Here is a 15,569-nt window from a genome sequence, read left to right on the forward strand (position 1 = left end):
GAGTCCCTGTGCAGATAACCCGGACCGGCGAGCCGTCGCTCAGCATCATCGTGTACGGGCGCGACGTGCAGGGACTGCTCGGCGTCTGTCTGGACAGCGTGGCCGCGCAGCTCCCGCCGGAGGCCGAGCTGATCACGGCGGCCGTCGGGAACGACGCGCGGGACGTGGCGGCGCGGTCCGGCGGCACGGTACTGCCGCTGCCCGCGGAGACCGGCGACGCGGACGCGCGGGCCGCGGGCGCCGAGCGGGCGCGCGGCACCTGGCTGTGGTTCATGCCCGCCAAGGACCGGCTGCCCGCGGGCGCCGTGCGCGCCCTGCTCGACCGGCTGGCCGAGGTGCCGGAGCAGGTCGACGTGCTGGTCGCCGACCATGTCCGTACGACCTGGCGCGCCACCGGCGCGTCCGGCGCCGACGCCGGCCGGCTCGCCCGGGTGGCCCGCCGCGACGTCACCCTCGACCAGGCCCCCGACCTGCTCCGCGTCACCCCGCTGCTCGCCAAGCGCGCCCTGCGCACCTCCTTCTGGCGCGCGCACGAGGCCGAACTGGCCGACCCGGACGAGATGTTCGCCGCCCGCGCCGCCCTGGCGCTCGCCGACCGGATCGCCTGCCTGGACCAAGTGGTCGTCGAGGTGCGGGAGTTGCGGCGCGAGAGCCTGCCCGCGGTGACCGCCGAGCAGCGCTACGGACTCGTCGAGACCTACGACCGCCTCCAGCGCCTGCTGCACCGGCGGGAGTCCGCACCCCGGCCGCGCGCGGTCCTGTACGACCTGATGGCCACCGAGACGATGCGGGTGGTGGCGCGCGAGTCGATGCCGGACGCGGTGGCCCGGGAGTTCTTCCACCGCGCCTCGGCGGCGGCCGTGCGTTGGAAGCCCGCCGGACACCGGCGCCCCGGCGGCATGGAGGGCATCCGGCGCAGACTGCTCGAAGAGGACGCGTACACCAAGTACCGCGCGTTCCAGGCCGCCAACCAGCGGCGGCGCGGCCTGCGCACGACCCTGCGCACCCGGAAGAAGCAGCTGGGCGCCAAGGTCCTCGACCACCACTACCAGAAGGCCCTGCGCGAGCCGGTCGACCAGGACCTGGCCGTCTTCTCCGCCTACTGGGACCGCGGAGTCGCCTGCAATCCGGCCGCGATCGCCGCGAAGCTCGGCGAACTCGCCCCGCACATCCGCCCGGTGTGGGTGGTGTCGAAGGCGGCCGAGCCGCTCGTCCCGCCCGGCACCGACCACATCGTGCCCGGCACCCGCCGCTACTGGGAGGTACTGGCCCGCGCCCGCTACCTCACCAACAACGTCAACTTCCCGAACGCCGTGGTCAAGCGCCCCGGCGCGATCCACCTCCAGACCCACCACGGCACCCCGCTGAAGAAGATGGGCCTGGACCAGCGCGCCTACCCGACGGCCTCCCGGGGCCTCGACTTCGACGCGCTGCTCGCCCGCGTCGACAAGTGGGACTACAGCGTCAGCGCCAACAGCCACTCCACCCGGATGTGGGAGCACGCCTACCCCTCGCACTACACGTCGCTGGATCACGGCTATCCCCGCAACGACGTCTACTACCGGGCGACGGCCGCCGACATCCGCGCCGTCCGCGACCGCCTCGGCATCGCCCCGGGCCGCCGGGCCGTCCTGTACGCGCCGACCCACCGCGACTACGAGGCGAGCTGGACCCCGCGCCTGGACCTGGCGGCCCTGTCCGAGCGGCTCGGCGACGACACGGTCCTGCTGGTGCGCGGCCACTACTTCTACGGCGGCGGCGCCTCCCCGCTGGCGGGCCTGCGGCGCACCGGCCGGGTCATCGACGTATCGGCGTACGACCCGGTGGAGGAGCTGGCGCTGGCCTCGGACGCGCTGGTCACGGACTACTCGTCCATCATGTTCGACTACGCGAACCTGGACCGGCCGATCATCAGCTTCGCCGACGACTGGGAGACGTACGCCCGCACCCGCGGCACCTACTTCGACCTGCTCGCCGAACCGCCGGGCCACGTGGCGCGCACCGAGGAGGACCTGACCGAGATCCTCGCGACGGACGCCTGGCGCGACGAGGCGTCGGCGAAGGTGCGCACCGCCTTCCGGCGCAAGTTCTGCGAGTTCGACGACGGGCGGGCCGCCGAGCGCGTCGTGCGCCGCGTCTTCCTGGGCGAGCCGGAGGAGAGTCTGCCGCCCGTGCTGCCGCCCGAGTCCCGCACCCCCGCTCCCACCCCCGAGGAGGCGACCGGCTGATGCCCGCGCAGACCCCCGACGTGACCGTCACGGTGATCGTCTTCAACGACGCCGAGCGGCTGCCGCGCGCCGTCGCCTCGCTGCGGGCGCAGACGCACGAGAACATCGAGATCGTCATCAGCGACGACCACTCGACGGACCGCACGCCCGAGGTGGCCAGGGAACTGGCCGCGCAGGACGCCCGCATCACGTATCTGCGGCTGCCGGAGAACAGCGGCGGCTGCTCCGCCCCGCGCAACCGCGCGCTCGACATCGCCCGCGCCCCGTACGTGATGTTCCTGGACAGCGACGACGAACTCCCGCCGCGCGCCGTCGAGTCACTGCTCGCCGCCCACCGCGAGAACCCCGCGATCGACTTCGCGATGGGCGCGGTGCAGCGGATCAGGGTCGACACCGGCCACCGCTCGATCTGGATGCCGCACCTGGTCGCCGAGCGCCGCACGGTCCCCGGCATCGAGGCCGAACCGGCGCTGCTCTTCGAGCACCTGTCGACGAGCAAGATGTACGCGCGCGCCTTCCTCGACCGCCACCGGCTGCGCTTCCCCGAGGGCATCCACTACGAGGACCAGCTGTTCTCGGCGCAGGCGTACGGCCTGGCGAGATCGTTCACCGTCGTCCCCGACACCGTCTACCGCTGGTACATCGCGCCGTACGCGGCCGAGTCCGCGGCCTCCATCTCCAACCAGCGGCACAAGCTGGCCAACGTCCGCGACCGGGTCCACGTGCAGACGCTCATCGACGACTTCCTGAAGGAGGGCGGCTTCAGCGACGCGGTGCGCGAGGCCAAGGACTACAAGTTCCTCAAGCACGACTTCCGGATGTACGCGGGCGACCTGCCCTACCGGGCCGACGACTGGCTGGAGGGGTTCGCCGAGATCGTGAACCCGTACCTGGCCGGCCTCGCCCCCGGCGCCTACGAGCGGCTGCCGCGCGCCGAGCGCGTCGTCCTCCAGCTGATCCGCGACGGCCGCCTCGACGAGGCCAGGCTCGCCGCGCGCGGCCTCGGCCACGGGGTCGCCCCGCGCGAGGCGGTCACCGACGACGCGGGCAGCCTCTACTGGGGCGGTACGCTCCCGGCCACGCCCGAGGCCCGCCGCGAGCTGGCCCTCGACGACCTGGCGCTGGACACCCGGCCGTTCCCCGGTGCCCAGTTCCGGCACGAGATCGTCTCGGTGCGGCGCAATCCCGGCGCGGCCTCGCTCGCCCTGCACATCCGCACCCACGACCCGGCGCTGCGCCTCCCGGTCGGCCCGCAGGTCGCCGCGCTGCTGCTCTCCCCCGGGCGGCGCCGCACGACGGTCCGCTTCCGGCTCGACCCGGTGCGCCCCGGCGTCTTCGAGGGCCGCGTCGACCTGGACCTGACGCAGGTCCCGCTGCCGCCCCAGGGCTTCGACGGCACTCGCCACCCGCTCCTCCAGCTCCAGGCGCCGGGGGGCCTGCGCAACACGGGCCTGCTGCTCGCGCCGCTGGACTTCCCGTCGTTCACGTCCGAGTTCCGCCGGCACCGGGTGACGGTGGAGCCGGAGGGGCGCGGCGCGGGCCGGCTCCAGGTGCGGTGGGCGGCGGTCGGGATGACGGCCCGGGTCGTGCGGCCGGTGGCGCGCCGGGTGGGCCGCAATCAGGTGGCGCGGCGGGTGCGGCGGGCCGCCCGTCTGGTGTCGGCCCTCACCCGCTGACGCGCACCCGGTACAGCTGCTGTCCCCGGGGACCGACGGCCACCCGCTCCAGGGCCGGGTCCCCGGCGGGCAGCCCGCCGTCGCCGCGATAGGCCACCACCCACCGCACGTCGTACCGGCGCAGCACCCCGAGCCGGTCCCGGCGCGGGGTCCCGGCCGCGAAGTACGTGGCCACGGCGTCCTCGCGCGCCCGCTCGTCGTCGAGGAAGAAGTCCGGGTAGCCGGGGGCGACCGTGTACGGCCCGTAGGCGGGGATCTGGCGGGCCGGGAACGTCTTGGCGAGCACCACGTCCCCGTACCCCACCCAGGGCGTGATCCAGTGGTAACCGCCCCACGGCTCGCGGTACCTGTCGGCGACCGGCGAGGGCAGCGCCGAGCGCGGCAGCACATAGCCGAGCGTTCCCGACTGGGTCCACGCGCCCAGCAGCAGCGCCGCCGACACCGCGAGGCCGAGGCCGAGCCGCACGGCCCTGCGGGGTGCGGAGAACACTTCGAGGCCCGCCGCGACCTGCGCGGGGATCAGGACGGCCGGCAGCGCCCGGCCCCAGGACCAGTGGCCGGTCAGGCCCCCGGCGGCGAACACGGCGAGCCCCGCCAGGCAGAACAGGACCAGTGGGTCGCGCCGGTCGCGCCGCCAGCGCAGGACGAGCGCGACGCCGCCGACGAGCGCCACCAGCCACAGCCGGGCGGGCAGGTCCCGGTAGAGCGAGCGGTGGATGGCCTCCAGGTTCCCGCCCGCGCGGAACAGCGCGAAGAAGGAGTAGTACGGCCACAGCGAGATCAGCAGGAGCCCGGTCGCGAGCCCGCCGCCGAGCCGCACCCAGTGCGTCACGTCCGGCCACGGCCGCGCGCCGAGGACCATGGCGAGGGCGCCGAGCGAGGCGACGACACCGGTGAACTGATGGCTGAGCAGGATCACCGCCCACAGCACCCCGGCGCCCAGGAAGTGCGCCCAGGCGGTCGCCCGGCGCAGCAGCGCCCACAGCCAGAAGGAGGCGCCGAGCGCGAACGTGCTCGGGTAGGCGACGCACAGGGCGAGGGAGTTGAGGCCGAGGTAGCCGCTCCAGTTGAACAGCGTCGTGCCCCACAGCAGCACCAGGCAGAGCAGGACGAGCCCGGCCACGGCGGCCCGCCGCCGGCGCGCGGCCGCCCGCTCCAGGAACGTACCGGTGAACGCCCACACCCCGCCCGCGAGCACCGCGAGCGAGACGAACGCCCCGACGCGCAGCACGACGAACACCCCGAGCCCGGTCGCCTTCGCGACACAGCCGAGCAGCAGCGTCCAGGGGCTGTAGTACGGGCTCTCGGCGTCGGCCCTGACCAGCGGGTCGCCGGGGTCGAGCAGGTCGTGGCGCAGGCGCTCGACGGTGGCGGCGTGGATGCCGAGGTCGCCGGCCCAGGGCAGCCGCACCACGACGGCGAGCAGCAGCACGAGGACACCGCAGGCCGCGGCACCGGCCGCGATGCGGGCGGGCGCGGCGGTCAGCGGGCCCTCGCGCGCGGCCTCGGCAGCGGTCAACGGGCCCTCGCGCGCAGCTTCCACGGCATGGCCACCGACTCCAGCTGGACCATCAGGTTCATCTTCGACTCGCCGACGGTGCGGTCCTCGAAGTGGATGGGGACCTCGACGATGCCGTGCCCGCGGCGCAGCGCCCGGTACTTCATCTCGACCTGGAAGCTGTAGCCGGCGCTGTCGACGGAGGCCAGGTCGATGGCGCGCAGGGTGTCCTCGCGCCACAGGTTGAAGCCGCCGGTGATGTCGCGCACCCGGGTGCCGAGGATGGTGCCCGCGTAGGCGTTGGCCCAGCGCGAGAGCAGCCTGCGGTGGGCGCCCCACGCGTCGGAGAGGGTGCCGCCCTGGACGTAGCGGCTGCCGATGGTGACCCCGGCGCCGGTGGCCAGCGCGACGCCCAGCATCTGCGGGACCTTGGCGACGGGGTGGCTGCCATCGGCGTCCATCTGGAGGACGTAGCGCGCGCCCTCGGCGACGGCCCGGCTCATCCCGGCCGCGTAGGCGCGGCCGAGCCCTTCCTTGCCCGCGCGGTGCAGCACGCCGATCCGGTCGGCGCCGAAGCGGCGCGCGTACTCCTCGGCGATGTCGCCGGTGCCGTCGGGGCTGGAGTCGTCGACGACGAGCAGCCGCAGCCCGGCCAGTTGGAGCCCCATCAGGGCGTCGGCCATGCCGGGCAGGTTCCCGGCCTCGTTGTAGGTGGGCATCACGACGGTGAGCGGGGTCGCGGCCCAGGTGTCGGGCAGCGCGAGGGCGCGGTCCGCCGTCCGTGGCGACCTCGGCGAATCGGCTGGCTTCGGCGGCATCGGCTCTCCCTGAACGGTCATCAGACAATCGGCGTCCACTTTAGACGTTATGCCCCGCATTGCCCTGAGACATGGCCCCGGGTGCAGGGAGTCCATCAAGCCGGACGACGTCAGGAGGCAGGCAAGAGCGCGTCAAGAACAGGGGCAGAATACGGCGACACTTCCCGGCCGCCACGGCCGCCGCGCGGTCAACTGCACTGCGGAGTACGGCAGATGACCCGGTCCCGGGTACGGCGAAGGGGCGCCCCGGGCCGCTGTGGCCCGGGGCGCCCCCGGTGTACGTACGGGCCAGGGCCTGTCTCTCAGATCCCTCCGTCCGCCCGGAGGGCGGGCCCCGCGGCGTCTGGTGCGTGGTCTCGGCGTGCCGGGCGCGAGGCCTCGTACTGGACGTACTCGGCCTTGTGCCCGGTGCGGCGAATGGGGTCTCCCCTGCTCGAGCGAAGTTCGAGAGCTTGGGGAAGCGTGCCAGGCGTCGCGGGGCAGGAGGGATCTGAGAGACAGGCCCTAGGCCCGGTGCGTCACGAGTGCGTGCGCAGCAGCGTGCGCATGGTGCGCATCGCGACCGACAGGTTCGCCAGGTCGAAGGCGTCCGAGCCCTGGATCTCCTCCAGGGTCGTGCGCGCCCGGCCCAGGATCGCCGCGTTCTTCTCCTCCCACGCCTTGAACCGCTGCTCCGGCGTGGAGCCGCCGTTGCCCACCGCGAGCACGTCGGCGGTCAGGGCCGCGTGCGCCGCGTACAGGTCCTCGCGGATCGAGGCGCGGGCCATCGACTGCCAGCGGTCGGCCCGCGGGAGCTCGATGATCCGGTCCATGAGCTGGGTGATGCCGAGCCGGTCGGCGAGGTCGTAGTACACCTCGGCGACGTCCAGCGCCTCCTTGCCCATCCGGTCCGCGATCTGGACGATGTCCAGCGTCGGGAACGCCGAGGAGAACCCGGCGACCCGCCGCGCCAGCTCGTCCGGCACTCCGGCGCCGGTCAGCTCGTCGAAGATCGACTCGTACCACTCGGCGTCCGCGCCGCGCAGCATCTTGGGCAGCTCGGCCCAGACCTCGGCGACACCGTCCCGGAAGAAGTCGATGGTCTCGGCGAGCTGGAGCGGCTGCGGCCGGTTGTTGAGCAGCCAGCGGGTGCCGCGCTCGACGAGCCGCCGCGAGTGCAGCCGGATCCGGGTCTGGACATCGGCGGCCACGACGTTGTCGAGCGCCTCGACCGCGTCCCAGACCTCGCTCAGGCCGAAGATCTCGCGCGCGGCGAGCTGCGCCCGCACGATCTCCTCCAGGGAGGCGCCGGTCTCCTCGCGCAGCCGGTGCAGGAAGGTCGAACCACCGGTGTTCACCGTGTCGTTGACCAGCACCGTCGTGATGATCTCGCGGCGCAGCGCGTGCCCGTCGATCGCCTCGGCGTACTTGTCGCGCAGCTCCTGCGGGAAGTACGCGTGCAGCAGCCGGCGCAGGTACGCGTCGTCGGGCAGCGACGTCTGGATCAGCTCGTCGGCGGCCGTGATCTTCGTGTAGGCGAGGAGGACGGCCAGCTCCGGCTGGCTGAGCCCGCGCCCGTTGTTCAGGAGCTCCTTGATCTGCCGGTCGTTCGGCAGGAACTCCAGGCCGCGGTCGAGGTGGCCCTGCTTGCCGAGCCGGCGCATGAAGCGCTGGTGGGCGTGGAGCAGGGACGACGACTGCGCCTCGGCGTTGGCGAGCGCGGTGTTCTGCGCGTAGTTGTTGCGCAGCACCAGATGGCCGACCTCGTCGGTCATCGCGGCGAGCAGCTTGTTGCGCTGCTTGACGGTCATGTCCCCTTCGGAGACCAGGCCGTTGAGCAGGATCTTGATGTTGACCTCGACGTCCGAGGTGTTCACACCCGCGCTGTTGTCGATGGCGTCGGTGTTGACCTTGCCGCCGGTGCGGGCGAACTCGATGCGGCCCAGCTGGGTCGCGCCGAGGTTGCCGCCCTCGCCGATGACCTTGGCGCGCACGTCCTGGCCGTCGACGCGGATCGCGTCGTTGGCCTTGTCGCCGACGTCCGCGTTCGACTCCGGGGACGCCTTCACGTACGTACCGATGCCGCCGTTCCACAGCAGGTCGACCGGCGCCTGGAGGATCGCCTTCATCAGCTCGGCCGGGGTCATCTTGGCCTGGCCGGACTCGATGCCGAGCGCCTCGCGGATGTGGGCGTTGAGCTGGATCGACTTGGCGGAGCGCGGGAAGACGCCGCCGCCCGCCGAGATCAGCTCCTTGTCGTAGTCGGCCCACGAGGAGCGCGGCAGCTCGAACATGCGGCGGCGCTCGGCGTACGAGGTCTCCGCGACCGGCTTCGGGTCGATGAAGATGTGCCGGTGGTCGAAGGCGGCGACCAGGCGGATGTGCTCGGAGAGCAGCATGCCGTTACCGAACACGTCACCGCTCATGTCGCCGACGCCGACGACCGTGAAGTCCTCGGACTGGGTGTCGACGCCCAGCTCGCGGAAGTGCCGCTTGACGGACTCCCAGGCACCGCGGGCGGTGATGCCCATGCCCTTGTGGTCGTAACCGGCCGAGCCGCCCGACGCGAAGGCGTCCCCGAGCCAGAAGTTGTACGACTCCGCGACGCCGTTGGCGATGTCGGAGAAGGACGCGGTGCCCTTGTCGGCCGCGACGACGAGGTAGGTGTCGTCCTCGTCGTGCCGCACGACGTCGGACGGCGGCACGACCTCGCCGGCGACCAGGTTGTCGGTGATGTCGAGCAGCGCCGAGATGAACGTCTTGTAGCTGGCAACGCCCTCGGCCATCCACGCGTCCCGGTCCACGCTCGGGTCGGGCAGCTGCTTGGCGACGAAGCCGCCCTTCGCGCCGACCGGCACGATGACGGTGTTCTTCACCATCTGCGCCTTGACCAGGCCGAGGATCTCGGTGCGGAAGTCCTCGCGCCGGTCGGACCAGCGCAGACCTCCACGGGCCACCTTGCCGAAGCGCAGGTGGACGCCCTCGACGCGCGGCGAGTACACCCAGATCTCGTAGGCGGGGCGCGGCTCGGGCAGGTCGGGGATGGCCTTCGGGTCCAGCTTCATGGAGACGTACGCGTGCGGCTCGCCGTCCGTCGCCCTCTGGAAGAAGTTGGTGCGCAGGGTCGCCTTGATGACGGTGAGGAAGGACCGCAGGATCCGGTCCTCGTCGAGCGAGGCCACCTGGTCGAGCGCGCCGTCGAGCTCTTCGAGGAGCCCGTCGATCAGCTCGGTCCCGGCGCGCTGCCGCTCGGGCGACATCCGCGCCTCGAACAGCGACACCAGCAGGCGCGTGGTGTGCACATTGGTGCGGAGGGTGTCCTCCATGTAGTCCTGGCTGAAGGTGGAACCGGCCTGGCGCAGGTACTTGGCGTACGCGCGCAGCACCATCGCCTGCCGCCAGTTCAGCCCGGCGCCCAGGACCAGGGCGTTGAAGCCGTCGTTCTCGGCGCGCCCGGTCCAGGTCGCGGCGAACGCCTCCTGGAACCGCTCGCGGCCGTCGGCGCCCAGCTCCCCGCCGCTGCCGTTGCCCGGGGTCGGCATCCGCAGGCCGAAGTCGTAGATCCAGGCGGTCGCGCGGTCGGCGCAGCGCAGCTCGTACGGGCGCTCGTCGGTCACCTCGACGCCCAGGCGCTGGAGCACCGGCAGGACGGCGGAGAGCGAGACGGGCGAACCGGTCCGGTAGATCTTGAAGCGGCGCTCGCCGGGGGCGGCGCCCACGGGCTCGTACAGCGAGAGCGCGAAGTCCTTGCCCCCGCGGTCGCCGTGGCTGAGCTGCTCCAGGTGGACCAGGTCGGCGACGGCGGCGCGCGGCGTGTGGTCGGCCTTGTAGCCCTCGGGGAAGGCCTGGCCGTAGCGGCGCAGCAGTTCGGCGGCGCGCTCCTCGCCGCACTCGGCGTTCAGCGCCTCGGCGAAGCCGTCGGCCCAGGAGCGGGCGGCCTCGACCAGGCGGGCCTCGATGCGGTCGGAGTCGGCGTCGGTGAGCGCGGGCAGCTCGGTGCCGGGCGCGACGCGGACGACGAAGTGCAGCCGGGAGAGGATCGACTCGGTGTTCCAGGCGGTGAAGTCGACGGTCTCGCCGCCGAGCTCCTCCTTGAGGATGTCGATGATGCGCAGCCGGACGCCGGTGGTGTACCGGTCGCGCGGCAGGTAGACGAGCGCGGAGTAGTAGCGCCCGTACTCGTCCTTGCGCAGGTAGAGCCGCAGCCGGCGGCGCTCCTGGAGGTAGAGCACCGAGGTGACGATGTCGCGCAGCTCGTCGGCGGGCGTCTGGAACAGCTCGTCGCGCGGGTACGTCTCCATGATCTGCATCAGGTCGCGGCCGTCGTGGCTGTTGGGCGAGAAGCCCGCGCCCTTGAGGACCTCGGCGACCTTGCGGCGGATGACGGGGACGCGGCGGACCGACTCGGTGTACGCGGCGGAGGAGAACAGGCCGAGGAAGCGGCGCTCGCCGACCACGTTCCCCTTCTCGTCGAACTTCTTCACGCCGACGTAGTCGAGGTAGGACGGCCGGTGCACGGTGGCGCGGCTGTTGGCCTTGGTCAGCACCAGGAGGCGGTGCTCGCGGGCCTTGGCGCGGGCGTCGTCGGGCAGCCGGTGGAACGACGGCGACACCGGGTGGTGGTCGTCGGCGTCGTGCTGCGGGTCGGCGCGCAGGATGCCGAGGCCGGTGCCCGGGACGGCGGCGAGGGAGTCGTCGTCGGTGAGGGTGTACTCGCGGAAGCCCAGGAAGGTGAAGTGGTCGGCGGAGAGCCAGCGCAGCAGCTCCCGGGCCTCCTCGACCTCCTGGTCGCGCAGGTCGCCCGCGATGGGCTCGCCCGGCAGTTCGTCGGCGATGCGCAGCGCGGCGTCGCGCATCTTCTCCCAGTCCTCGACGCACTCGCGCACGTCGGACAGGACGCGGAGCAGATCGGTGGTGATCTGCTTGAGGTCGGCGCGGTCGGTCTCGCGGTCCATCTCGACGTGGATCCACGACTCGGTGAGCACGTCGTGGCCCTCGGCGGTGGTCCCGGCCGGCAGCACTTCGAGCAGCTTGCCGGCGACGTCGCGCCGCACGACGACCTGCGGGTGGATGACGACGTGGATGCCCCGGCCCTGCCGCGACAGCTCGTTGGTCACGGAGTCCACGAGGAACGGCATGTCGTCGGTGACGACCTCGACGACGGAGTGGCTGCACGTCCAGCCGTTCTCCTCGACCGTGGGGGTGTGCACCCGCACGTTCGCGGTGCCCTGCGGTCGGTTCTCGGCGAGCCGGTAGTGCGAGTAGGCGGCCCCGAAGGCGTCGACCGGGTCGCGGTCGGCCAGGTCCTCGGGCGCGGTGTGCAGGTAGTAGCGCTGGAGGAACGTGAGCACGGTGTCGATGTTCTCGACGGTGTGCGTGCCCTCGCCCGTCGGTAGGTGCCCCCCTACCGGGCTGTTCTCAGCAACCCGGGCGGCCCGTTCGAGCAGCTCGGCCTTGGCTTCGTCCAGCTTGGTCTGCATTGTCCTCTGGCTCCTGTCGCGCGCCGTTGCGTGACGTAGACATGTATGGCTCGACGTAACGCCGCGACGCGGGGTGTCCGGTCTGCTTCGACGTTATGCCGGATTGGGAGAAGAGCGGACGGTAATGCGCCATTTTCAACGAACTGGCCATCCGCCGGAAATGATCAGCGTCCGAGCGCCGGGGGCGGCCGCTGTGGCGGTCCGTCTTCTCCCGGCGCGGGCAGGGGGCGACGATGCCCCCGCGAGATATCGCGCTGATCACGGGACCAAGGCTATCGCTCCCGACCGGGGGCACGTCATGAGCCGCATGTGTACAAATCCGGTGGCCGAACTTTGACACTCTGCACAGAACGGCGCCTCTTGTCAGCGCTCCCGGGCGGCGGCACCTTGGGCACGGCGGCGGATTCGGCCCGCGCCGCCCTCGACCGATTCGGGAGCGTGTGACGGATGGCACTCAAGATTCTGATCGTGACCGGCGACGCGGCGGAGTCGCTGGAGGTCCTATACCCCTACCAGCGACTGCTGGAGGAGGGTTACGAGGTCGACATCGCGGCCCCCACCCGCAAGAAGCTCCGCTTCGTGGTCCACGACTTCGAGCCGGGCTTCGACACCTACACGGAGAAGCCGGGCTACACCTGGCCGGCCGATCTGGCCTTCGCCGAAGTCGACCCCGGCCAGTACGCCGCCCTGGTGATCCCGGGCGGCCGCGCGCCCGAGTACCTGCGCGGCGACGCCGAGCTGCGCAAGATCGTCAAGGCGTTCTTCGACACCGACAAGCCGGTCGCCCAGATCTGCCACGGCCCGCTCCTGACGGCGGCGGTGGACGGCCTGCGCGGCCGGCGCGTCACGGCGTACCCGGCCCTCGAGACGGACATGCAGGCGGCCGGCGCCACGTTCCAGGACACCGAGGTGGTCGTCGACGGCACCCTGGTCTCGTCCCGCGCCTGGCCGGACCACGCGGGCTGGATGCGGGAGTTCCTGAAGGTGCTGCGGGCCAAGGCCCCGGCGGTCTGATCCCGGCCCGGCTCCTGTGCGGTGGCTGCCCCGCCGACGAGGGCAGCCACCGAGGTGTGCCGCGCTCCGGGCGCCACGACGGAGGGCCGTTGCCACGACAGCCGTGAGGAGTTGACCCGAACTGCCCGACGCTCCACCGCACCGCTTCCTCCCGGGAAACCCACGGCACACCCCCAGCTAACCGCTGCCGGGCCCCGGCGGACATCGGTATCGCCGGAGACCGGTATACGCATGTGAGCGGCCGGTGCCGTCTCCGTATACCTAGGAAGAGCCCCGCAAGGGGCGCGGGGAACTGCGCGACCAGCCACGACGGACCGGCACCCGACAACGCACCCCCGAAATCAACCCCCCGGACTCTCCACCCGCTCCCCGCCGGAGGCGATCGCGGCGACCTCCGTCCGCGACCCCACCCCCAACTTCGCCAAAATATGCTCCACATGCGCGTCGGCCGTCCGCTTCGAGATCACCAGCTGCTCCGCGATCTCCCGGTTGGACAACCCCCGCGCCACCAGCGCGGCCACCTCCCGCTCCCGCCGGGTCAGCGCGTCCACCCCGGCCCCCCGCGCCGCGGGCACCCGGTCGCCCGGCACGTCGGCCCCCTCGCGCACGGCCGCCAGCACCTGCGTCCCGGAGAGCCGCGCCCCGACCGCGTGCCACCGCTCGTAGTCCCTGTCGCCCAGCGCCCGCCGCAGCGCGGCCCGCACCTTCTCCTGCTCGTCGAAGAGCGAGGGCAGCATGCCGACCGGGTCGCCGCCGCCCAACCGCCGCGCGTTCTCCGCGTAGCCGAGCAGCCAGGTCGCCCGCACATGCCGCTCCTCGGCCGACGCGGACCAGGCGAGCATCAGACAGCACATGGCGGCGACCAGGATCTCGTCGATCTCCGCGGCGGCCTCCAGGGCCCGCCCCAGCAGCCCGACGGCCTCCGCGCGCTCCCCGGAGAGCCACAGGATCAGCCCCTGCACGGTGAGCGTCGACGCGTACATCTGCCGCTCCCCGGTGCCCTCCAGGTACGCGAGCCCGGTACGGCACCACTCCAGCGCGGCCTCCGGGTCGCCGAGCACGCCGAGCACCAGCGCGCCCTCGTAGTGGATGACGGCCGTGCCGAGCCCGTCGCCGCGGGCCAGGATCCGCTGCCGGGCGCCCTCCAGCTCGGTCAGCCCGTCGGGCTCGCCGCACAGCGCGCCGAGACCGCCGAGGTACGCCTCGCAGAACAGCTCCACGCGGTCGTTGCCGGCGTCCCGGGCGACCTGGAGCGCACGGTGGAACAGTTCGAGCGCGGTCGGCAGGTCCCCGGTCCACACCGAGAACAGGGCGATCATGAACCGCCCCCAGGCCTGCTCCTCCCCCACCTCGCCGACGAGCGCGAGCCCCTTCTCGATCCAGTACCGCCCCTCGGAGAGCGCGCCGAGCGCCCGCCAGTACGGCCCGAGCAGCGAGGCCAGCCACAGCCCTCGCGGGGCCAGCTCGGCGGAGGCGTACGCGTATTCGAGGGCGCACCGCACATCGGCGCTCTCGGTGCGCAGCGCCCGGTGCAGGACGGGCTGCGCCGGGGTCAGGAACTCGTCCCAGTAGCGCTGCCCGAGGTCCCGGTAGTACGCGAAGTGCCGGGCCCGCACGGTGCCCGCCCGGCCGGACTCCACCAGCCATTCGGCGCCGTACTCGCGGATGGTGTCGAGCAGCCGGTAGCGGCTGCCGTCCACCCCGAGCCGCTGTACGACGGACTTGTCGACGAGCCCGATGAGGCATTCCAGCACCTCGCCGCCGGACAGCTCCTCGCCCGCGCACACGTATTCGGCGGCCCGCAGCTCGAAGGACCCGGCGAAGACCGAGAGCCGCGCCCACAGCAGCCGCTCGCGCGGGGTGCACAGCTCGTGGGACCAGCCGATGGCCGTCCGCAGCGTCTGGTGCCGGGTCAGCGCGGTCCGCCGCCCTCCGGTCAGCACCTCGAACCGCTGCCCGAGCCGCTCCACCAGCTGCTCCAGGGAGACCGCCCGCAGCCGCACCGCGGCCAGCTCCAGGGCGAGCGGGATCCCGTCCAGCCTCTTCGCCAGAGCGGCAAGTTGCTCCCGGTTGCCGTCGTGCGCGGCGAATCCGGGGACCACCGCGGCGGCCCGCTGCACGAACAGCTCCAGGGCGTCGTCGGGCTCCAGCGGCGCGATGGGCACGCAGTGCTCGCCGGGCACGTCGAGCGGCTGCCTGCTGGTGGCCAGCACCTGCACCCCGGCCGCCTCGCGCAGCAGGACGTCGGCGAGCATGGCGCAGGCGTCGACCAGATGCTCACAGGTGTCGAGCACGATGAGCATGCGCCGCCCCTGCAGATGGGCGACGACCGCGTCCAGCGGCTCCATCCCCGCCTGCTCGGGCAGTTCGAGCACCGCGGCGAGCGTCACCGGGATCAGCTCGGGATCGCGCAGCGCGCTCAGCTCGACGAGCGCCACCCCGTCGGGAAACCCACCCACCAGCTCCGCCGCGCTCCGCAACGCCGTCCGGCTCTTGCCCACACCTCCGGGCCCTACGAGCGTCACGAGTCTGGCGCCGGCGAACGCGGCCCGCACCTGGGCGAGTTCGGCCGCCCTCCCGACGAACGGGGTCACCTCGACCGGAAGCTGCCCACCACGCCGCTGCCCGAACCCGAACCCCATGGCCCACTCCCCCACTGTGTCCCGTCGCCGCCACCACCAAGCGTACGCAGCCACAAGCGGACCGTGAGCGAGAAGCGACGATGATGCCGCACGCAGTGCGCATCCCAGGGGCGCGGGGAACTGCGCGAGAAGCGACCACCGGCGCGCACCCGACAACGCACCCCTTAAGGGGCGCGGGGAACTGCGCGAGAAGCGACCACCGCCCCGCACCCGGCAACAAACCCCACAGGGCAG

The 15,569-nt window shown here is 72.6% G+C and carries 7 protein-coding genes; 3 read left to right on the top strand and 4 right to left on the bottom strand.

From position 1 onward, the window contains the following. The first annotated feature begins 8 nt into the window (after positions 1 to 8). Positions 9 to 2,228 carry a CDP-glycerol glycerophosphotransferase family protein gene (locus tag ABII15_RS15570; protein WP_353942925.1) on the top strand — a complete coding sequence of 740 codons (2,220 nt, stop codon included), beginning with the start codon at positions 9 to 11 and terminating at the stop codon, positions 2,226 to 2,228. Then, entirely contained in the window at positions 2,228 to 3,904 is a 1,677-nt protein-coding gene (locus ABII15_RS15575) for a glycosyltransferase family 2 protein (RefSeq protein ID WP_353942926.1), read from the top strand. The genes ABII15_RS15570 and ABII15_RS15575 overlap by 1 nt, the downstream gene beginning before the upstream one ends. On the opposite strand, the gene ABII15_RS15580 is transcribed toward ABII15_RS15575, so the two are convergent. From ABII15_RS15580 to ABII15_RS15590, 3 genes are all read right to left on the bottom strand, one after another. Beyond that, a complete protein-coding gene (locus ABII15_RS15580; RefSeq protein ID WP_353947071.1) occupies positions 3,894 to 5,390 on the bottom strand; it encodes a hypothetical protein in 1,497 nt (498 codons plus the stop codon). The two genes, ABII15_RS15575 and ABII15_RS15580, sit on opposite strands and share 11 nt — an antisense overlap. A 29-nt stretch (positions 5,391 to 5,419) precedes the next feature. Further along, positions 5,420 to 6,220, bottom strand: coding sequence for a polyprenol monophosphomannose synthase (locus ABII15_RS15585; protein ID WP_353942927.1), 801 nt, complete (start codon positions 6,218 to 6,220; stop codon positions 5,420 to 5,422). Between the two features lie 518 nt (positions 6,221 to 6,738). Continuing rightward, positions 6,739 to 11,679, bottom strand: coding sequence for an NAD-glutamate dehydrogenase (locus tag ABII15_RS15590; protein ID WP_353942928.1), 4,941 nt, complete (start codon positions 11,677 to 11,679; stop codon positions 6,739 to 6,741). 447 nt (positions 11,680 to 12,126) lie between these two features. On the opposite strand from ABII15_RS15590, the gene ABII15_RS15595 reads away from it, so the two are divergent. Next, a complete protein-coding gene (locus ABII15_RS15595) occupies positions 12,127 to 12,693 on the top strand; it encodes a DJ-1/PfpI family protein (protein ID WP_353942929.1) in 567 nt (188 codons plus the stop codon). 341 nt (positions 12,694 to 13,034) lie between these two features. Here ABII15_RS15595 and ABII15_RS15600 read toward each other — a convergent pair whose 3' ends face one another. Next, the gene (locus ABII15_RS15600; protein WP_353942930.1) at positions 13,035 to 15,335 is read right to left on the bottom strand and encodes a LuxR C-terminal-related transcriptional regulator; all 2,301 of its coding nucleotides are present in this window, start codon (positions 15,333 to 15,335) and stop codon (positions 13,035 to 13,037) included. Between the last annotated feature and the right edge of the window lie 234 nt (positions 15,336 to 15,569).

This window comes from Streptomyces sp. HUAS MG91 (assembly GCF_040529335.1).
Classification (GTDB): Bacteria; Actinomycetota; Actinomycetes; order Streptomycetales; family Streptomycetaceae; genus Streptomyces; species Streptomyces tabacisoli.